Annotated in this window: 19 protein-coding genes (1 of these 19 cut by a window edge); 11 read left to right on the top strand and 8 right to left on the bottom strand. The window is 56.7% G+C overall.

Features of this window, described 5'->3' with window-relative positions; genetic code table 11:
- Nucleotides 1-64: 64 nt before the first annotated feature.
- From ACHZCJ_RS06825 to ACHZCJ_RS06815, 3 genes are all read right to left on the bottom strand, one after another.
- A complete protein-coding gene (locus ACHZCJ_RS06825; RefSeq protein WP_159640500.1) occupies nt 65-337 on the bottom strand; it encodes a hypothetical protein in 273 nt (90 codons plus the stop codon).
- The gene (locus ACHZCJ_RS06820; RefSeq protein ID WP_321324951.1) at nt 337-543 is read right to left on the bottom strand and encodes a hypothetical protein; all 207 of its coding nucleotides are present in this window, start codon (nt 541-543) and stop codon (nt 337-339) included. Before ACHZCJ_RS06820 ends, ACHZCJ_RS06825 begins: the two co-directional genes overlap by 1 nt.
- 188 nt (nt 544-731) lie before the next feature.
- On the bottom strand, nt 732-1421 hold the full coding sequence (locus tag ACHZCJ_RS06815; protein ID WP_321324949.1) for a hypothetical protein: 690 nt from the start codon (nt 1419-1421) through the stop codon (nt 732-734).
- A 421-nt stretch (nt 1422-1842) separates the two neighbouring features.
- On the opposite strand from ACHZCJ_RS06815, the gene ACHZCJ_RS06810 reads away from it, so the two are divergent.
- From ACHZCJ_RS06810 to ACHZCJ_RS06780, 7 genes are all read left to right on the top strand, one after another.
- Nucleotides 1843-2211, top strand: a complete 369-nt coding sequence (locus tag ACHZCJ_RS06810) for a hypothetical protein (RefSeq protein ID WP_321324947.1) — start codon at nt 1843-1845, stop codon at nt 2209-2211.
- 386 nt (nt 2212-2597) lie between these two features.
- On the top strand, nt 2598-3056 hold the full coding sequence (locus ACHZCJ_RS06805; RefSeq protein WP_321324945.1) for a DUF6932 family protein: 459 nt from the start codon (nt 2598-2600) through the stop codon (nt 3054-3056).
- The gene (locus ACHZCJ_RS06800; RefSeq protein ID WP_321324943.1) at nt 3053-4336 is read left to right on the top strand and encodes an XRE family transcriptional regulator; all 1284 of its coding nucleotides are present in this window, start codon (nt 3053-3055) and stop codon (nt 4334-4336) included. Before ACHZCJ_RS06805 ends, ACHZCJ_RS06800 begins: the two co-directional genes overlap by 4 nt.
- A gap of 5 nt (nt 4337-4341) precedes the next feature.
- A complete protein-coding gene (locus ACHZCJ_RS06795; protein WP_321324941.1) occupies nt 4342-5493 on the top strand; it encodes a hypothetical protein in 1152 nt (383 codons plus the stop codon).
- A 163-nt stretch (nt 5494-5656) separates the two neighbouring features.
- Nucleotides 5657-8338: an aconitate hydratase AcnA gene (acnA, locus tag ACHZCJ_RS06790; protein ID WP_321324938.1), complete on the top strand. Its 2682-nt coding sequence runs from the start codon at nt 5657-5659 to the stop codon at nt 8336-8338.
- A 47-nt stretch (nt 8339-8385) separates the two neighbouring features.
- Nucleotides 8386-9033, top strand: coding sequence for a carboxymuconolactone decarboxylase family protein (locus ACHZCJ_RS06785; protein WP_159640515.1), 648 nt, complete (start codon nt 8386-8388; stop codon nt 9031-9033).
- 2 nt (nt 9034-9035) lie between these two features.
- Nucleotides 9036-9566 (top strand): VOC family protein, encoded by a 531-nt coding sequence (locus ACHZCJ_RS06780; RefSeq protein WP_321324936.1) that lies wholly within the window; start codon nt 9036-9038, stop codon nt 9564-9566.
- Here ACHZCJ_RS06780 and ACHZCJ_RS06775 read toward each other — a convergent pair.
- Nucleotides 9563-10201, bottom strand: coding sequence for a TetR family transcriptional regulator (locus tag ACHZCJ_RS06775; RefSeq protein WP_321324934.1), 639 nt, complete (start codon nt 10199-10201; stop codon nt 9563-9565). The genes ACHZCJ_RS06780 and ACHZCJ_RS06775 overlap by 4 nt on opposite strands.
- A 159-nt stretch (nt 10202-10360) precedes the next feature.
- Between ACHZCJ_RS06775 and ACHZCJ_RS06770 the strand changes: the two genes are divergently transcribed.
- The 3 genes from ACHZCJ_RS06770 (at nt 10361) to ACHZCJ_RS06760 (ending at nt 14948) form a co-directional block, all read left to right on the top strand.
- The gene (locus ACHZCJ_RS06770; RefSeq protein WP_321324932.1) at nt 10361-11935 is read left to right on the top strand and encodes a DUF389 domain-containing protein; all 1575 of its coding nucleotides are present in this window, start codon (nt 10361-10363) and stop codon (nt 11933-11935) included.
- Nucleotides 11936-11998: 63 nt separating this feature from the next.
- The gene (locus ACHZCJ_RS06765) at nt 11999-13378 is read left to right on the top strand and encodes a DUF4139 domain-containing protein (protein ID WP_321324930.1); all 1380 of its coding nucleotides are present in this window, start codon (nt 11999-12001) and stop codon (nt 13376-13378) included.
- Between the two features lies 1 nt (nt 13379).
- Nucleotides 13380-14948: a DUF4139 domain-containing protein gene (locus ACHZCJ_RS06760; protein WP_394700049.1), complete on the top strand. Its 1569-nt coding sequence runs from the start codon at nt 13380-13382 to the stop codon at nt 14946-14948.
- Nucleotides 14949-14951: 3 nt separating this feature from the next.
- Here ACHZCJ_RS06760 and ACHZCJ_RS06755 read toward each other — a convergent pair whose 3' ends face one another.
- Together ACHZCJ_RS06755 and ACHZCJ_RS06750 are read right to left on the bottom strand one after the other, a co-directional pair.
- Complete coding sequence (locus ACHZCJ_RS06755) at nt 14952-15368, bottom strand: acyl-CoA thioesterase (RefSeq protein WP_236553755.1); 417 nt, start codon at nt 15366-15368, stop codon at nt 14952-14954.
- Nucleotides 15361-15660: a hypothetical protein gene (locus ACHZCJ_RS06750; RefSeq protein WP_159640533.1), complete on the bottom strand. Its 300-nt coding sequence runs from the start codon at nt 15658-15660 to the stop codon at nt 15361-15363. Before ACHZCJ_RS06750 ends, ACHZCJ_RS06755 begins: the two co-directional genes overlap by 8 nt.
- Nucleotides 15661-15781: 121 nt before the next feature.
- Between ACHZCJ_RS06750 and ACHZCJ_RS06745 the strand changes: the two genes are divergently transcribed.
- Nucleotides 15782-16210 (top strand): CBS domain-containing protein, encoded by a 429-nt coding sequence (locus tag ACHZCJ_RS06745; protein ID WP_321324924.1) that lies wholly within the window; start codon nt 15782-15784, stop codon nt 16208-16210.
- A gap of 6 nt (nt 16211-16216) precedes the next feature.
- Here ACHZCJ_RS06745 and ACHZCJ_RS06740 read toward each other — a convergent pair whose 3' ends face one another.
- Nucleotides 16217-17023, bottom strand: coding sequence for a sugar phosphate isomerase/epimerase (locus ACHZCJ_RS06740; RefSeq protein WP_159640540.1), 807 nt, complete (start codon nt 17021-17023; stop codon nt 16217-16219).
- 108 nt (nt 17024-17131) lie between these two features.
- Nucleotides 17132-18496 carry the 3' portion of a lipopolysaccharide biosynthesis protein gene (locus tag ACHZCJ_RS06735; protein WP_321324922.1) on the bottom strand. 147 nt of this gene lie beyond the right edge of the window, so 1365 of the gene's 1512 nt are visible here — the last part of the coding sequence; its start codon lies beyond the right edge, outside the window; its stop codon occupies nt 17132-17134.

Raw genomic sequence — 18496 nt, 5'->3', positions numbered from 1 at the left:
GGAACAGGACAGGGTAATCAAAGGATTCTTGCCCCGGTCACCCTAATTGCACGTCACCCCCGGCTCACAACCCCGGCGAGATCGGCGTCACATCCCCCGCCCCGCCGCGCCGCTCTCCGGTCGCAGCCGGACGGTCGCGGTGCTTGCGGCCCATGGTCCAGTTATTCTGCATCCGCACCATCGGGTTCGGCGCGCACCAGATTTCGCCGCTGTCGTCGATCGCCGTGACCCAGATCAGATTATGTTCCGGGCCATAGTCGATCACCCCGTGGGCCAGTCCGTTGCCCCGATCGACAACAAACACCGGCAGCGGCGGGTCAAGCTGGGTAAAGGCCATCAGCCCGCCCCCCGCGGCGCCAGCACCGGCCGCCCGGCCAGCGGCGACCGACCGGCCGCGCCGCCAGCCCGCACCCGCGTCGGCATCAGCGCCAGCCGCAGCGTCCCGCGACGCCGATTGGCCGCAGCTTCCTGTTTCTTCCCCTTCGTCCCCCCGTCCGTTTGCTTTGCCATATCGGCCTCCATCAAAATATTATTGCACCCCATGAAACGCCGCCCCCGCGCGGAGGTTGCGCTGGCGGTGCAGTTTTCGGGATGGATGCGGGGAGGGGAAGGTAAGCGGTTCCCCTTTCAAGGGGCCTGTCATCCTCATCCTGAACGCGTTTCCCTTGCGCTGGCCTTCGGCTCAGGCCCCCCACCGGCACAGCCCGATCTCACGGCATCCTGAACCCGGTTCAGGATGCCGAGTGCCGCTCGCTTGCTTCCCCTCGGCCGCCGCGCCCCGCCGCATTTCGTGCCTCCAGCTCCGCCGCCCGCTGTTCGGCCGCCCGGATCCGCTCCTCCGCCGCGTGCAGCCGCGCGTTCTCCGCCTCGCGCTCCCTTGCGTCCCGCGCCAGAAATGCCCGCCGCATGGCGTCCAGCTTCCGGTCGAGCGAGGCGCGCACCTGTTCCGCCTCCTCGCGCTCGTCGATCTTCTTGCCCTCGGCGTCAAAGCGCACGCCATCCTGCCATTCTTCCCAGGTGATCACCTGGTCGGCGGTGCGCGATCCGATCCGCCCGCCGAGATCGCCGCGCTTGATCAGCAGCGCCATCAGCGAATCCGACGGCGCCACCCGTCGCTCGACCTCCGCACCGCCCCGGTAGATCACCGTCTCCTTGCCGATGGTGGCATGTTCGTGCGCCACCGCGACCAGCCCGCGCAGCCCGTCGGCCAGCGCCGCGTCCCAGAGCCCCGCCATTGCCGGATCGCGCCGCCGCAGCCGATAGGCCGAGGTCGTCGAAATCCCCGCCACCCGGCAGGCGTCGGCGACACAGCCGCTCTCGCGCAGCACCGCCAGAAACGTCTTCTTCCGCGCCTCGGTCCAGCCGTCGTGGCGGGGTTTGCGGGGGCTATTCGTGAGTGGGTTCCTGGGTTTCTTTGCCATATTCACCGTTGTCATTGCATGAGTCGTCATCCTGAACTCGTTTCAGGACCCCCTCCGGCACAGCGCAATCTCACGGGATCCTGAGCCGAAGGCCACCGCAAGGTAAACGAGTTCAGGATGACGAGTGCGCGCGCGCAGCGCGTCCGTTCACATTTTTCCTGGCCATGCCGAATCCATATCAGAAGCGCCGGTGTGTAGGAAAGCATGTTGGATCGGGGCGATTGGCGATGCGGGGAACGCGAACCGAGGGTAGGGAACCTCCCCCCGTTCGTGTCGAGCCCTTCGGCTGCCAGCTCCGGCAGGCGCTCAGGACAGGCCCAGGTCGAGGCGCCCGGCACAGCGCGCAAACGGATTGCGCCCTCAACCAAAAGCGTGAATATCGTCGGCATATTCCGCCATCAGGACGGGGAGATTTGAGGGTTTGTTAGCCCTCTATTTGGGGATTGTCACACCTGTCACCGTAATTCATCGGGAGATTGAAATGATAATAAGGTTTTTGTCCGTTTTTATTTTGATTGCACTTTCAGGATGTTCGATGAAGTGTGAAAAAGATTATGTTTATAGATATAAGGAGACTGATAAATTATTTATGGAAGCGAAAAATCTCATTAAGAGAGACTATCCAGAATATTTTGCGAGCGTGCCTGAAAATAAAGTATTTGGAATTCGGGTCTATGGCGAGACGGTTGAATGTGTTGGAATATACAACAATTCCGGGATCATTGCTGAACGGTATCCGCCATTATATTGTTTTGATTTTCGTTCCCGGGAATTTGTCACTAAGCTCTGAGACGAAAGAAGCCAGAAATTACATAAACCAAGAACCAGAGAGTGCATCCGGCGAGAGCCCCGGCTTGGTCAGTCAAGCCACCGTAATTCCCACCCGTGCTCCGCACGCGATGCGGAGTCCTGCGCATTACAGAAGCAACGGTGCTTGTGGCCAAAGCTCCGCGTCAAGCGCGGAGAACAAGCGACTGGCCATGCGGGGCATGGCCACCAAGCCGAGCGCCCGGAACAGTCCGGTCCGATCAGTAATTCGTGCATTTGGAAAACGGTCACCGTAATTCATTTAGTAAACTGTCACCGTAATTTTGGTCCGTGGGGATAGTGGGTGGGAGGGTAAGATATGAGTAATGACTTCTTGACTTAAAATTAACACAACAATATTGTTGTGTTATGCTTCCTCAGCTGATCTCTGGTGAATTTCAAAATCAAGACGTGTTGCCGTCAGGAATTCACGATTCGACCTTTGCTGAATTTGTTTCCCGCTATGTTTTTAACGAACATCGAAATTGGCTTTTCCAAGGTTTTAAGCAAGCGTGCTTAGAACTTAGGGAGGCAGGTTGCCGCCAAGTTTACGTTGGGGGTAGTTTTGTAACTTCTAAAATGATGCCCAGTGACTGGGATGCTATTTGGGATCCAGCCAACGTTGATCCTGCGCGTTTGGACGAATTGTTTTATATTGGAAATCTGGAAGCAGAGAGGGTTTTGAAGTTCAGAGGAGATTTGATGCTTGGCAAAGCACGTGATGTTGCTACCTGCCCGCACATTGCACTTTTTTCTACAACCAGGAGTGGTTTTCCAACTGGTTTAATTAGATTGAAACTGAACCAAATCGAAATGCTAAACTCATGATAAAAAATGAAGCACAATTAACGACAGCTATTAAAGCGTTGCATAAATACGAGTCGGCCATCGAAAACTTTGACTTGTTAAAGGAAATTGAAAGTGGCGTAAGTCCTATCATAGCGAAGGCACAGTTAGAATCGTACAAGAGTCAAGCATCGACCTTGCACGAACAAATTGCTGATTTTAAAAACCAAAAAGCGGACGATAAAAATTCTATCGAAATAAATGGTGTAACCGCAATTGGCCCAGCACTTGTCCGAAGCAGAATATCTAGGGGATGGACACAGAAGTTTTTAGCTGACCAGTTGAATTTGAAGGAGCAGCAAATTCAACGGTACGAGAAGGAATCATACCGAGCGGCGAGTTTGGTGCGCCTAGCTGAAGTTGCTAATGCACTAAACGTAGATCTGCACGGAGCTTTAGAAATTGGAGCATCGAAAGGAAATTATGCCGATTTCGGATTGGACTTAGATGATTTTCCTATTTCTGAGATGAATAAACTTGGATGGTTTGAGCCGAAGCTTAATCTCCGAAAATGCAAACCAGATGACCGAGTAGCTGCATTGAGCCGCTTTTTGTCAAATGCTCAACTAGATACGTCCGCTAGTGTGTTACATAAACGGACAATAGGTCCGGAGCGGGGCACCTCAAAGGGAGCTTTCCTAGTGTGGCGAGCTGAAGCTATCAAGCAGGCGAGCCGATTATCTCAGAAGCTTCCTCAGTATAGTGAGCTAAATGCCAAGGATTTCAAACAGCTAACAAAATTGAGCATCTATGAAGATGGACCGAAACGAGCTGTTCAGCAACTCCGGGATCATGGGATTGCTGTAGTTTTTGTCGAAAGGTTACCAAAGACGTGCCTTGACGGCGGGGCCTTCTTGTTAGGGGACGGTAGACCGGCGATTGCTATGACGTTACGGCACGATAGGCTCGATAATTTCTGGTTCGTGTTGCTGCACGAACTCGGACATATAAAGCTGCACTGGAAGTATCTTAAAGACGGAAACTTCGTTGAGGAGAATGTTGGTGAATCTGATTCGGAAACTGAAAGAGAAGCGGACTCATTTGCGGCCAACGCAATAGTAAGCGATGAGCATTGGGAGAATTCGTTCGTCCGGTTCACTTCAGACGCAGAAGCTGTTATACGCTTTGCTCATAAGCATTCTGTACACCCGGCGCTAATCGCCGGTAAAATTCGAAAAGAAAACGGCTATCATCTTCTATCGAAGTTGATTGGCCAAGGAGAAGTTAAAAAGTCGCTGAAAAATTATTTACAAAGTGGATAGCTCCGATGAACCGATTTAGTTTCAAATATGCTCCTCAGCTAAAATGGAAATTGGCTGAATATTCTGCTTTAGGTGCGCTAAGCGATAGAGATGGCCCTGAAGTTCTGCCTATTTTTAAACTTCCACCTAGCGGATCGTATGATTTTGAGGCCAAGAAACCTCTTGCCGCCACAGAGCACATAAAAACTTTTGGTGACCGACTTTTTAAACATTGGGGCAATCGGATCGCTGTGGTGGATGCCGGCCTTCTGGAGCCTAAAACTGAAATCGTCGGGCTTGAGAACCATCCTTTGTGGCAAGTTTATCAGAGAACTAAAGTTTCTGGTTCGAAGGTCGCTCCTTGTTGTCAACTGACATCCACTCAAGGATATCTTGATGCTACTAAGGCAATAATTCGTGAAGACCAAAATATGCCATTGGTAGTAAGAATTCTACTTAGCGATATAGAGAATGGTTTAACTCTTGAGGCTTTATCAAATTTTGTCGGTCAACTGGAATGCAGTCCAGAAAGAACTGTGCTGCTATTCGATGCTGGGCCAATCAATTCAAGAATGAACGTCGAGTTTGCTGAGTTAGTTGCGAGCGCGATTGTGCGTTTGTGTCCACCGCAATTTTGGCATGGCATAATTTGGTCTGCAACCGGCTTTCCAAGTGATTTTGGGCTTAAGCCGGGACAAACTGGAGAATATCCGCGCGTCGAAAAAGATGTTTATGAACTGATTTATGACCAGCTTCGCGGCTCGAAAACCGAAGTTTGCTATTCTGACTATTCAGTCGAGTATCCGGGTAATTATGAGCCAGCAAAAGGACCAATTCCGGCTAGTGCTCACCTTAGGTATACTACGCCCACCAGCTATATCGTTGTGAAAGGCGTCCAGTGCAAAAACCCAGTTGGATACGAAGCTATTAAACCCGTCGCGAAAACGTTAATCGAGCATCCCTCATTCAAGGGGGGGCCCTTCAGTGACGGAGATAGGTTGTTCGAGTTTTTGGGAACGTCTGAAACTTATAGTGGTGGGCCAACAACTTGGAGAAAAGCTGCCAATCAGCACCATTTGGCTCTATTGCTTTCCGAAACAAAGACGAGGCTTGGTGACAAATACAAGCCGTCTCGTGCTTCTTCAAAAATTGGCCAACTTGCGCTCGACACAGTTTGATTTGCTTTAATAATTTCAGCTATTGTTACCCTTCCACAATCCCACCCATTCAGCTAAAGCCCTCCCGAACATCCGAATCCCACCTCCGCCACGGCCCCAACCGGCAAGGCACTCCCCGTAGTGTGGGTTTCAAAAATATAGAAACGAAAGGCCACACTTCACCATGACAACCACCGGCAATGACACCCTCGGCACCCGCTCGACGCTCAGCGTCAACGGCACCGACTATAGCTATTACTCGCTCGCGAAAGCGGCGGAAAAGCTCGGCAATATCGACAAGCTGCCTTACACGCTGAAAGTGCTGCTGGAGAATATGCTGCGGTTCGAGGATGGCGGCTTTACCGTCGACGCGAAGGACGCGCAGGCGGTGGTCGACTGGCAGAAGGAAGCCAAGAGCGCGGCGGAAATTCAATATCGTCCGGCCCGCGTGCTGATGCAGGATTTCACCGGCGTGCCCGCCGTGGTCGATCTCGCGGCGATGCGCGACGGGATCAAGGCGCTGGGGGGTGACGCGGAAAAGATCAACCCGCAGGTGCCGGTGCATCTGGTTATCGACCATAGTGTCATGGTCGACGAATTCGGCACGCCGCAGGCTTTTGAAAATAACGTGGCGCTGGAATATCAGCGCAATATGGAGCGTTACGAATTTCTCAAATGGGGTTCGCAAGCGTTTGACAATTTCTCCGTGGTGCCGCCGGGAACCGGTATCTGCCACCAGGTGAACCTGGAATATATCGCCAAGGCGGTCTGGTCGTCGAAAGATGCCGACGGCAATCTGGTTGCCTATCCCGACACCTGCGTCGGCACCGACAGCCACACCACGATGATCAACGGTCTCGGCGTGCTCGGCTGGGGCGTGGGCGGGATCGAGGCGGAAGCCGCGATGCTCGGCCAGCCGGTCTCGATGCTGATTCCACCGGTGGTCGGATTCAAGCTGACCGGCAAGCTGGCCGAGGGCATTACCGCGACCGATCTGGTGCTGACCTGCGTGCAGATGCTGCGCGAAGTCGGCGTGGTCGGCAGCTTTGTCGAATTTTACGGTCCGGGCCTGAAGGAACTCTCGCTCGCCGATCGCGCGACCATTGCCAATATGGCGCCGGAATATGGCGCGACCTGCGGCTATTTCCCGATCGACGAAAAGACGCTGGAATATCTCGAGCTGACCGGCCGCAGCGCCGACGAAATCGCGCTGACCGAAGCCTATGCGCGGGAGCAGGGCTTCTGGCGCTATGACGAAACCACCAAGGACGCGATCTACACCAAGACGCTGGAGCTGGACATCAGCAGCGTCGTGCCGTCGCTTTCCGGTCCGAAACTGCCGCAGCAGCGCGTGTCGATGAGCGAGCTGGACGAGGAATTCAACCGCGATCTGCAGAAGGTCTTCGGTGTCGAGGATGATGGCAAGCGGGTCGATGTCGAGGGCAGCGATCACGGCTTTGCCCATGGCGATGTCGCGATTGCCGCGATTACCAGCTGCACCAACACCTCCAACCCGAGCGTGCTGATCGCCGCCGGTCTGGTCGCGAAGAAAGCGCGGGAAAAGGGTCTGCAGCGCAAGCCATGGGTGAAAAGCTCGCTGGCGCCGGGGTCGCAGGTTGTTACCGACTATCTCAACAAGGCGGGATTGCAGGATGATCTGGATTATCTCGGCTTCAACCTGGTCGGCTATGGCTGCACCACCTGTATCGGCAACAGCGGCCCGCTGCCGGCGCCGATCAGCAAGGCGATCAACGACAATGGCATTGTTGCCGCGTCGGTGCTGTCGGGCAACCGCAACTTTGAAGGTCGCGTGTCGCAGGACGTGCAGGCCAATTATCTCGCCTCGCCGCCGCTGGTGGTCGCCTATGCGCTGAAGGGTACGGTCCGCCAGGACATGTATGAAACGCCGATTGGCCAGGGCAGCGACGGGCAGGACGTCTATCTCAAGGATATCTGGCCGACCAACGCCGAGGTCAACGAGGCGATGGGCGGGGCGGTCAACCGTGAAATGTTCATGAGCCGCTATGCCGATGTGTACAAGGGCGATGCGGCCTGGCAGGATATCGACGTCACCGGCGGCGACACCTATCAGTGGCGCGCGGGCTCGACCTATGTTGCCAATCCGCCTTATTTCGACGGCATGACGATGACGCCCGAACCGGTCGGCGATATCATCGAGGCGAAGACGCTGGCGCTGCTGGGTGACAGCATTACCACCGATCACATCTCGCCAGCCGGTGCGATCAAGGAGGACAGCCCTGCCGGAGAATATCTGAAAAATCATCAGGTTAGCAAGCAGGACTTCAACAGCTACGGCTCCCGCCGCGGCAACCACGAAGTCATGATGCGAGGCACTTTCGCCAACATCAGAATCAAAAACGAAATGGCCGACGGAAAAGAGGGCGGTTACACCAAATATAATGGCGAGATCATGCCGATCTACGACGCCGCGATGAAGCACAAGGCCGACGGCACCCCGCTGGTCGTCATCGGCGGTGAACAGTACGGCACCGGTTCCTCACGTGACTGGGCGGCGAAGGGCACCAACCTGCTCGGCGTCCGCGCCGTTATCGTCGAAAGCTACGAGCGGATCCACCGTTCGAACCTCGTCGGCATGGGCGTTCTTCCCTTGCAGTTCGCCGAGGGATTTGATCGCGAACTTCTCAGCCTCGATGGCAGCGAAAGCTTCTCCATCAAGGGAGTCGCAACGCTGAAACCGCTGCAGGAAGTGGAAGTCGAAATGACCCGCGCTGACGGCACGACCTCGACTTTCCAGACGATTTGCCGGATCGATACCGCCAATGAAATGGAATATTTCCTCAACGGCGGCATCCTGCATTATGTGCTGCGGAATCTCGCGAGCTAGTCAGCCGCATCAAATTGTGCATAGTCGGAGCATAGGAGAGAGACTCTATGCCCCGACTGCGCGAAATACCGCGAGCCGAAGTCACCGACGACTATGTCCTCGGTCTTTACAATATATTGTTCGGCGATCGCGATCCGGTGGCGGAACCCGGCACGGCAACCGGGACACCGGGCAACTGGTGGACCGTTTTCGCCCAGGTCCCCGACGCTTTCAGACATAGCAGCGAGGGTTTCGGTTTCTACCGTTCGCCCAATCGCAAACTCGACCCCAAATTGCGCGAGCTTGGCCAGATCCGCGCCGGCTATGCCGTGGGATCACAATTCGTCTATTCCCAGCACAGCAAGGCCATGCGCTTCGAGGGCTATTCCGAGGAGCAGGTCCAGGCGATCCCCGACTGGCAGGTCGCCGACTGTTTCAGCGATGTCGAGCGGGCGGTGCTCGCTTATACCGATTGTCTGGTGCTCGAACGGGGCAGGGTACCCGATGGCGTTTTCGCGGCGCTGAAAAAGCATCTGGGCGAAGTCGAGATACTCGAACTGACCTACATCACCTGCACCTATATGATGCACGCGGTGATGAGCCGGGCACTGAAACTGGAATTTGACGATGTGCCGGAACGCGTGGTCGAAGTGCCAGCCCCCGATGGCGCAACCGCCGACGTCATGGGCATGGTCGACAAACGGAAAGGAGCCTAGCCATGAGCTATCACCATCTCGCCCTCGCGGCGAAGGACATGAAAGCCATCCACGCCTTTTACGAAGGGGTGATGGGCTTCGAACTGGTCAAGGTCGAAATCGCGCCGGTGATGGGCGGCGGCTGGGGCAAGCATTTTTTCTATCGGATGGATGGCGATGACAGCCGGTTCATCGCTTTCTGGGAGCTCAATGATACACCCGGAGAAGTCGGATATAAGTTCGATCTCAACGAAGCCGCCGGAACGCCCCAGGGCACCAATCATTACAGCTTTGCCGTCGATACGCCCGAGGAACTCATCGCTTGGCGCGAGAAGTGGAACGCCGCCGGTCTCGACGTGCTGGAGATCGACCATAATTGGTGCCACTCCGTCTACACGCGCGATCCCAATGGCAATATGGTGGAATTCTGCCTGACCACCGGTAGTTTTACCGATGCTGGCCGCCAGCGCGCTCTGGCCGCGCTGGACGAAAGCGAGATGAACCCGTCACCGCCACCGGCGCTGATGAAGCAGTGGCTGGCCACAGACGCTTAGCTGGCGACATAAAGTTCCGGTTTGGCGCTGGCAGATTCGCTGTTCGCCTGCAGTCCGGTCAGGATCGTGTTGATCACGATCCGGAGACGATCTTCGGTCGCCAGATGCATCATCTGCATCATCAGCTGGGGATTGCAGAAGGGCTGCATCATGGTGTTGACCAGGGACACGACCGTGTCGAGATCGAGCCCCTTGAAATAGCCCTTGTCCATCGCCTCTGCGAGAATCGAGGCCATATAGTGATCGGCCAGATCGACATAGCCCTTGATCACTTCGAAATGTTCATTGCCAAGTTCCATGTAGGATTCGAAAAGCTCGGGGTCTTCCTCGTAACGCCCCCGCTTTATCACAACGCGCCGGGCGAAAAACTGGTAGAGCTTTTCTTCCACCGGCATGTCTGCAGTTACCAGCTCCTCCATGATCGCCAGCAATTCGGCAAACCATTCTCCCGCCATGGCTTCCGCCAGCGCATCCTTGCTTTCGAAAAAGCGATACAGGTTCGATGGCGACATGCCCACCGCGGATGCGAGGTCGCTCATTGTGAAGCTGATGGCACCGCGTTCTTCGATCATCTTGTCGGCGGCAGCGATTATTTTCGCTCGCGTGGCAGCAATGTCGGTTTCGGGACGTGGCATAGACTGTCTCCTCCCCAGGATATATGACACGGCGATATAGCCGCGTGATATATATAGGTGATACAGTTTTATGATAAAAGACGAAAGCCTTCATTTTTCAACTACGCCGGAGGTAATCTTTATCTATTCGTCGTCATTTTTCGCGGCTAAAGTGACGCGATGAAAGACGATCAGGAAAACACGGCAAGTCCGGAAACTCTAACACCTAAGAAACCATCCGGTTTGCTGGATCCGGTCACCGGCAGTATCCGCCTGTTCCGTCGCTGGTGGCGGATGGTTGTCCGCGCTGATGTCAATCAGCAGGCGGTGATCGACAAGGTCCGGGAAGACAGCGGATTCACGCCCCATTTTGCCTTCATGACATCGATGTCGGCCGGCATCGCCATATTGGGTTTGCTGTTGTCTTCTCCCGCCGTCGTAATCGGCGCCATGCTGCTGTCGCCCTTGATGGGACCGATCATGGGCGCAGGATTCGCGCTCGCGGTTGGTGATTCTGCCTGGCTGAAAGAAAGCGGCAAGGCGATCATTCTGGGGAGCATTATCTCGATCTTGTTCGCCGGTCTGGTCGTTACCATGTCACCACTGCAAACGGTCACTGCCGAAATCGCTGCACGGACGCGGCCCAATCTGTTCGATCTGCTGGTCGCGCTCTTCTCTGCTCTGGCCGGTGCCTATGCGATGATCCGCGGCCGGATGGGAACGATCGTCGGCGTCGCCATCGCCACCGCCCTGATGCCACCGCTCGCGGTTGTCGGCTTCGGACTCGCAACCTTCAACTGGGCCGTGTTCGGTGGCTCCCTGCTGTTGTTTTTCACCAACCTGATGACGATTGCGCTGACCGCCACCGCGATGGCCTGGCTCTATGGCTTCCGCTCCTATCTCTCCGAACGGCAGTCACAATTCCAGATCGCCGCCATGGTGATCGTTTTCATTGCGCTGGCCATCCCGCTTGGTCTTTCGCTGCGCCAGATTGCCTGGGAAGCCAATGTTTCGCGCTCCGCCAACGGCTATATCAAGGACCAGTTCGGCAAGCGCGCCAGCGTTTCGCAGATCGAGATAGATTTCGATGCCGATCCGATAACGGTTAACGCCACCGTATTCACGCCCACGATTATCGCTGGTGCGGCCGAACAGAGTTCACGGGTACTGAGCAGGTCCCTGGGCCGTTCGATCATTGTCAATGTCGACCAGTTCAAGGTCGAAACCGGCGAGGATGCCCAGTCGGCCGAGCTTGCCGCGGCCAAGACCCAGGCGCAGGCCCGGGAAGCCGAAATTCAGCTGACCCGATTGCGGGAAAATCTTGCCCTCATCGCCGGGGTTCCGGTGGATGATGTGACGCTGGATAGCAACAAACGGCGGGCCGTGGTCGTGGCCAAGCCGTTGCCCGGAGCAACGCTTGCATCTTATCATGCGCTGGAACAGCGAGTGGCTTCAGGGGCCAAGGACTGGAGCATCAGATTGCAGCCGCCGGCCATTGCGCTGCCGGGAGTGAAGATTGCCAATGGTTCGGTGGACCCGGTCTCGAGCAAGAATCTGGATTTGATAATCTGGGCATCCGAACGGATCGATTTGCCTCTGGGAATGAGCGGGTCAGCCGCCGACCGGGCTGTGGCGAGGGAGGCTCTCATGGCCAGGAACATTGCTGTGGCTGAAGAATTCGACCGCGGTATTTCGGGCGCTGGTACAAGTTTTCGCTGGCTGGCGCCGTCGGAAAGCAGCGATCTTGAGCAATAGCCATTTAGACGAGGTTCATTTTCAATGCGTTAGCATTTTTGTTTCGATAGGGGGAGAGACCATATGCGACCTTTTGTTCTTGCTGGATTGCTGATGGCCACAGCAGCGTCACCGGCCATTAGCCAGTCTTCGGGTCAGGGTGACGTTTCGGTTACCATCTACAACAGCAATCTGGCGCTGGTCCAGGATGTCCGGCAGCTGAATATTCCGGCAGGCCGGTCGGTTCAGGCCTTTCCTGGCGTTTCCGGACAGATCCGCGCGGAAACCGTCAGTTTCACCGCTCCGAATAGCGGCATTGTCGAGCAGAATTTCGACTATGATCTTCTGTCTCCCTCCAAGCTGATGGAAAAGGCGGTTGGCGAAACGGTCACGATCGTCCGGATCAACCCGGCCACCGGATCAGAAACCCGCGAACGGGCCAAGGTGCTGGCCGCTAATGGCGGCGTGGTACTGCAAATCGGCAGCCGGATTGAGGTGTTGCGCGATGATCGCTTGCCGACACGGGTGATTTTCGACAAGGTCCCGGAGAATTTGCGGGCCCGGCCAACCCTGTCGGTGACCCTGAACAGTTCGCGCGCAGGCACACGACCTGCGCAGCTGAGCTACCTGACATCGGGGCTCGGCTGGGAAGCCGACTATGTCGCCCTGTTCGATGAGAAGGCCGGCAAGATGGATGTGCAGGGCTGGGTTACGTTGACCAACAATACCGGTACGACCTTCGACAATGCCAAAACTTTGCTGGTCGCCGGTACGCCAAATGTGAATGGTCGCAGCAATTATCCGTCCCGTAGCAATCTTCGCAATGCCGGAATCGATACTGCCGACCGGGAATCGCTTGGTGATTTTTATCTCTATCCACTGGCGGCTCGTACGACGATTGCCAATGCCCAGACCAAACAGGTCAGTTTTCTTGATGTGACGGGCGCCTCGGCACAGAAAATTTATGAATATAGCAATCGCTGGCTAGGTACGCAGAATGACCCGCAAAGCGTGGACACCGTACTGGAATTCAGTTCTTCCAGCGACGGAGGACTGGGTGATGCGTTGCCTGCAGGAACCGTCCGGGTTTACATGAAAGATGCCTCCGGCCAGCCGCAATTTGTCGGCGAGAATAATATCGGCCACACACCCATGGGGTCGGAACTGGGACTGAAGACCGGCGAGGCCTTTGATGTCAAAGTCAAACCAACCGTCACCGAGCGCAAGCGCCTGTCCGCATCGAAATGGCGCACCAGCATGACTTATGAAATCAGCAATGCGCGGCCCGATGCGGTTACGGTGTCGCTGATCCAGAACGGCCTCGACTTTTACTGGGATGACACGCGTATCGTGAGCGAGAGCATGACGAGCAAGCGGCGGTCATCCGATTCGCTTGTTTGGAAAGTGCCCGTGCCCGCCAATGGGCGAACGACAGTAACAGCGGTTTTCGAGACCCGGTTCTGATATGGTGCGGCGAACATTTTTCGCCTTCCTGATCCTTGCCGTCTCGGCTCCCGCCGCGGCGCAATCCGGTCACGCGCATCAGGTTGTGATATCCGATGGGCCAGGATCGGTCTCGGTGACCGTCTACCGCAATCCCGACCGCGCGCCGAACAATGCGATGAACCTTCGCTATCTTGGCGGCTATGCGCTGATCACCGAACAGCGCACCATTGACTTGCCGGAGGGCGAGGTGGACCTGCGGTTCGAAGGTGTCGCGGGGGGGATTATTCCGCAATCGGCGATCGTTACCGGTCTGCCGGATGACATCATCGAGAAAAACCGGGATGCGGCGCTGCTTTCACCCTCGGCCTTGCTCAACAGCTATCTGGGGCAGGGCGTCACGATCCGGCGGACCAGTGCTGTTACCGGCGAAACCGAAATATTTGATGCGACGATCCGGACCGATGCCGGTGGCGGCATGGTGATACAGACGGCCGATGGATTCGAGGCATTGCAATGTACCGGGTTGAACGAGGCCATTGTCTATCCGGCGATACCGGAAGGTCTTTCGGCCAAACCGACATTGTCACTGAAAAGCAGAGTGAAGACAGCAACCCGCGCAACGGTGACATTATCCTATCTGGCCACCGGCTTCGACTGGCAGGCCAATTATGTCGCCGATATTTCTGACGATGGCTCGCACCTGAACCTCTTCTCCTGGGTGACGCTGGCCAATGGTGACGAAACATCCTTTGTCCAGGCGCAAACCCAGACGGTGGCGGGCCAACCCAATAAGGGGCGCGACAATATAGCACCGGCGGGTGGCGGAAGCGTGAACCTGGCTTGCTGGCCCGACGGAACAAGCAGCGATATTATTGCGCAATATGTGCAACGGCGCGAGGCCTTTGGCGCTGCTCCACCACCACCTCCTCCGCCACCTGCCCCGGCGATGATGGCAGATAATATAACGGTCACGGCGCGCAAGGTGATGGCTAAGCAGGAGGACCTCGGTGATCTCAAGCTCTATCGGATACCGGTGCCGGTCACCGTGGCAGCGCAAAGCCAGAAGCAGGTCGCGTTTCTGGAGAAATCGGCGATCCCCTTTACGCAAATATATGAAACTATAATACGGGCAACCAATGCCCAACCGGCTCGATCAATGTCGACTACCCTGCGTTTCGAGAACCGCAAGCGGAACCAGCTGGGCGTGCCGCTACCTGCGGGGAAACTGATCGCGTTCCGGAATGTTGACGGTGCGCGGATGCTGCTCGGCGAAGGCAGTTTTGACGACAAGGCGATCGACGAGCTGGTCGAGGTCACCATTGGTTCAAGCGACCAGGTGAAGACCATTGTCGAGCAATTGGCGCAGGTTGATGACGAGAAAAAACAGGCGCGTGACATGCGGCTGACCCTGACCAATGCGTCCCGGTTACCCGCGCAGGTGGAAATCAAGCTGTTGCGCAGCGATAGCGAGCGGTTCAGGAAAACCAGTCACAGGCTCACGCGCAAGAATGGCACGGATATCTGGGATGTCACCGTGCCGCCCAATAGCGAGCGGGTGCTGACCTATCGGGTCGAGCGGCGCAAATAGCCGCTAGCCGAGATATTTTTCTCTGGAAGTCTCCGGGATCACGCGCGGATTGTGATTCTCGTCCAAGGCAACGAAGGTGAACAGGCCGCTGGTTACCGGGACGCGCTCTTCGCCCAGATTGCGCGACGCAATAACATCCAGCCGAATAGCAACCGATGTCCTGCCAATCCGGTCGACCCGGGCATAGACCGAAATCAGGTCGCGGGTCAGGATCGGTGCGATAAATTCCATCGCCTCGATCGCCACGGTGGCGGTGGAACCCTGTGCGACGCGTGCGGCCATGATACCGCCGGCGATGTCCATTTGCGACAGCACCCAGCCGCCGAAAATATGACCATTGTTGTTTAGATCGCGTGGCTGTGGAGCAACCCGCAATACCGGCTGCATTTTCGCCAGCGCGTCCAGATCATCCTTACTCATCGGGCGAAATTTCCTTTGATACCGGATCGTCGATCGATTCGTCATGGCCGGTGCCGCTCGACAGGAACACGAGCCCCATCAGGCCGGCCATCAGCATCAGCGCGAAGGCGATGCCGGCCGCTGTGGCGAGATACATGTGGATCGAGACGAAGCCGTGCAGGTAGAATAGAATCCCGAGAGACACGGCGACGCAGGCTAGGGTGAACAGCGCCATGCCGCGCATCAGGCGCCAGTATCGGGCCCATGCAAAGCTGGCATAATGCGGATCGTCAAGGCGGGAAGGCTGGGGCAAGGGGGGACTCCGGTGGTTTTCAGTGCATTGAACGGGAATCCTGTTACCATCAAGCCCAATCACTTTCAAAAATATGTTAAAAGGCATGAATTAAACAGAATCAGAACCGAGGAGAGGCGCAATGACCATAAATTCAATTTTGCAGGGACGCAGCGGCGATATATATAGTTGCACCGCCGACATGACAGTCTCGCAGGCGGTGGAGATTCTGGCGGAAAAGAGTATCGGCGCGCTGCCGGTGCTGGATGGAGACAGCGTGGCTGGCATATTCTCCGAACGCGACGTCCTTCACTGCCTGCGCAAATTCGGGCATGCGGCGATGGATCATGCGGTTCGCGATGTGATGACAGCGGATGTGATTTCGGTCGAACGAACCAAGAGCGTCATGGGGGCCCTGTCGCTGATGACCCGAAGGCGGATCCGCCATCTGCCGGTGGTCGAGGATGGCAAGCTGGTCGGTTTTGTCTCGATCGGTGATCTGGTCAAATACCGGATCGACAAGATCGAAAGCGAAGCGGCGGCGATGCGGGACTATATCCAGTCAGCCTAGAGCCTGTCATCCGGCGAGGTCTATGCCGTGCTGCCCCAGATAGGCCAGACTCGCCTGGCGCAACATTTTTGCACGCTCGGTTGCGTCGGCGAACCGGTCCCGATAGGCTTTGGACCGCACTTCCAGACTGAGCGGGATGTCCTGCGGCAAGGCCTTGATAATATCGGCCACGGGCAGCTCTCCCTCACCCGGACAGCTGCGCAAATCGACTGCATCTTCCAGATAGGCTTCGAAATTTGCGGCGCAATCCGTATGGCCATCGCAGATTTGCGTGTAGGGCAACAAACATGCTTCCAATTCTTCCAGTTCTTCGGGCCTGTGGCCGGCCCGCTGGAAGTGAATCGTGTCGATCAGCAGCGCCGCCGCCGGATGATCGGTCTCGCGCAATGTGGCGAGCGCGTCATCCATCGACTGCACCGCGGTGATCATCAGAAATTCCAGCGCCACCCGGATCTGGCCGGGCGCGGCCCATTCGCACAGCCGGCGCAGGGCATCGGCGGTCCGGCCCCGGTCGGGTTCCGCGCTGACCACCAGTATATTGGCTGCGCCGAGTTCCAGAGCCGCGTCGACAATCAGTCTGTGATCGTCGGTCAACTGGCCGCCTTCCGCAATCCACACTACTTCGACATCGAGCACCGACAGATCATGGGCGCGGAGGGCATCGCGCGTCGCCCGCCGGCGTTCTGCCGTCCATTGCTCAGGCTCGATCGTGAATCCGACATGGCTGAAGCCAGCCCGTCCCGCGGCCTGCGCCACATCTGCCGGTTGAAATTCGGGCAAGCTGCCCGCCGCGAGGGATAGGATATGGGCCATGGCTGCACGCTGGCGGGTTCGTCGCCATCGGGCAATGGCCATTTTGATCAGGGGGGATTTGGCCGCCGGCCGGTCACGGGGGCGCGGCCGGCGCGCGCATGAATCGGCCTATATCGTTTCCGCTTCCAGATCGGCCGGTACGGGTTCCGGCGGTTTGCGCCGGACGATCAGCCGGATCACCTCGAACAAGGTCGGTCTCGCAAGAATATACAATAGTCCGGCATAAGCGAGTCCGCCGGTGGCAACCAGCAATGCCAGCCGCGCGTAGACGATCATCTCCGGCAGCAACTGATCGATCAGATAGACGATCGCAGCCATGGCGATCGATGCCGACAGGCCCGGCCATACCGCTTTGCCGATCTCCCAGGCGGTGACGCCGATATGGCGGTTCGACTGGGAAAAGGTGAACAAAGTCAGCAACGGAAAGGCGATGACCCAGCTCCAGGCCAGGCCATAGACACCATATTGTATGCCGATCAGGAAAGTGACCGGCATCAGGATTGCCCCGAACATGTTGGTGCGGGCGGTAATTTTCGGACGGCCGAGCGCATTGTTCGCCGGGGTGAACAATATCTGCAGCGTCATCACCGGCATCGCCAGCGCCAGTATCGCCACGAGCGGTGACATTTCGGTCCACTTGGGTCCGAATAATGTCTCGACCACCGGTGTGGCGGTGACCGCCAGGCCGAAATATAGCGGACAGGAGATGAGCATGATCAGCCGGATCGCCTTGAGAAAGGACCAGGCCAGCGCCCGCGGATCCGACTGCAGGCGTGAATAAGCGGGGAAGGCGATCTCGTTCAGTGGCGGAACGAATTTCGCGGCGAAAATCGTGGTCAGGAACAGCGCCTCTGCATAGAGGCCCAGGTCGTGTGGCGCCAGATGGCGGCCGGCGATGAAAATGTCGGACTGGCTCTGGATCGTCCAGAAGAGATGGCTGGCGAGCAGGGTTGCACCAAATCCGAACATCGCTCCGGCGCCTGTGAAATTGAAGGTCGGCAATATGTAGAATTTGACCGCGATAACGAGGCAGATTGCCCGGCTCCAGAATATCGCCAGGGGGGCATAGACAAGGGTCCAAACGCCGTAGCCGTTATAGGCGAAATAGAGAGCGGTGGCGGCGCCGACTACGGCGGAGACCAGATTGATGATCGCCGGCTTCTTGAACTCCAGTTCGCGGGTCAGCAGGGCTTCCGGCAGGACCATGAACGGTGTGGCGAGGAAGATCAGTGCCTGGACCCGCAATAGGTCTCCGACGATCGGCTGGCGGTAATAGTCCGCGGCATAGGACGCGAGAATCAGTTGCAGGATGGCGATGCCGCCGTTGAGCAGCAACAGCATGCCGAATGCCTGGCGAATCCGGATCGGTTCGACTTTCTCGGCCTGGATGATCGAGCTGGCCAGCCCGTATCCGTTGAGGAAATTGAGAAAAACCAGAATCACTTGGGTCATTGCAAAGATTCCGTAATCTTC

The organism is uncultured Parasphingorhabdus sp., from assembly GCF_963677535.2.
Taxonomy (GTDB): Bacteria; Pseudomonadota; Alphaproteobacteria; order Sphingomonadales; family Sphingomonadaceae; genus Parasphingorhabdus.
This window is presented reverse-complemented; position numbering and strand designations above follow the sequence as displayed.

Bases quoted from the DNA above. Each gene is read 5' to 3' on its own strand.
- ACHZCJ_RS06825 (WP_159640500.1), bottom strand. From the start codon at position 337: ATGGCCTTTACCCAGCTTGACCCGCCGCTGCCGGTGTTTGTTGTCGAT.
- ACHZCJ_RS06820 (WP_321324951.1), bottom strand. From the start codon at position 543: ATGGGGTGCAATAATATTTTGATGGAGGCCGATATGGCAAAGCAAACG.
- ACHZCJ_RS06815 (WP_321324949.1), bottom strand. From the start codon at position 1,421: ATGGCAAAGAAACCCAGGAACCCACTCACGAATAGCCCCCGCAAACCC.
- ACHZCJ_RS06805 (WP_321324945.1), top strand. From the start codon at position 2,598: ATGCTTCCTCAGCTGATCTCTGGTGAATTTCAAAATCAAGACGTGTTG.
- ACHZCJ_RS06800 (WP_321324943.1), top strand. From the start codon at position 3,053: ATGATAAAAAATGAAGCACAATTAACGACAGCTATTAAAGCGTTGCAT.
- ACHZCJ_RS06795 (WP_321324941.1), top strand. From the start codon at position 4,342: ATGAACCGATTTAGTTTCAAATATGCTCCTCAGCTAAAATGGAAATTG.
- acnA (WP_321324938.1), top strand. From the start codon at position 5,657: ATGACAACCACCGGCAATGACACCCTCGGCACCCGCTCGACGCTCAGC.
- ACHZCJ_RS06785 (WP_159640515.1), top strand. From the start codon at position 8,386: ATGCCCCGACTGCGCGAAATACCGCGAGCCGAAGTCACCGACGACTAT.
- ACHZCJ_RS06780 (WP_321324936.1), top strand. From the start codon at position 9,036: ATGAGCTATCACCATCTCGCCCTCGCGGCGAAGGACATGAAAGCCATC.
- ACHZCJ_RS06775 (WP_321324934.1), bottom strand. From the start codon at position 10,201: ATGCCACGTCCCGAAACCGACATTGCTGCCACGCGAGCGAAAATAATC.
- ACHZCJ_RS06770 (WP_321324932.1), top strand. From the start codon at position 10,361: ATGAAAGACGATCAGGAAAACACGGCAAGTCCGGAAACTCTAACACCT.
- ACHZCJ_RS06765 (WP_321324930.1), top strand. From the start codon at position 11,999: ATGCGACCTTTTGTTCTTGCTGGATTGCTGATGGCCACAGCAGCGTCA.
- ACHZCJ_RS06760 (WP_394700049.1), top strand. From the start codon at position 13,380: ATGGTGCGGCGAACATTTTTCGCCTTCCTGATCCTTGCCGTCTCGGCT.
- ACHZCJ_RS06755 (WP_236553755.1), bottom strand. From the start codon at position 15,368: ATGAGTAAGGATGATCTGGACGCGCTGGCGAAAATGCAGCCGGTATTG.
- ACHZCJ_RS06745 (WP_321324924.1), top strand. From the start codon at position 15,782: ATGACCATAAATTCAATTTTGCAGGGACGCAGCGGCGATATATATAGT.
- ACHZCJ_RS06740 (WP_159640540.1), bottom strand. From the start codon at position 17,023: ATGGCCCATATCCTATCCCTCGCGGCGGGCAGCTTGCCCGAATTTCAA.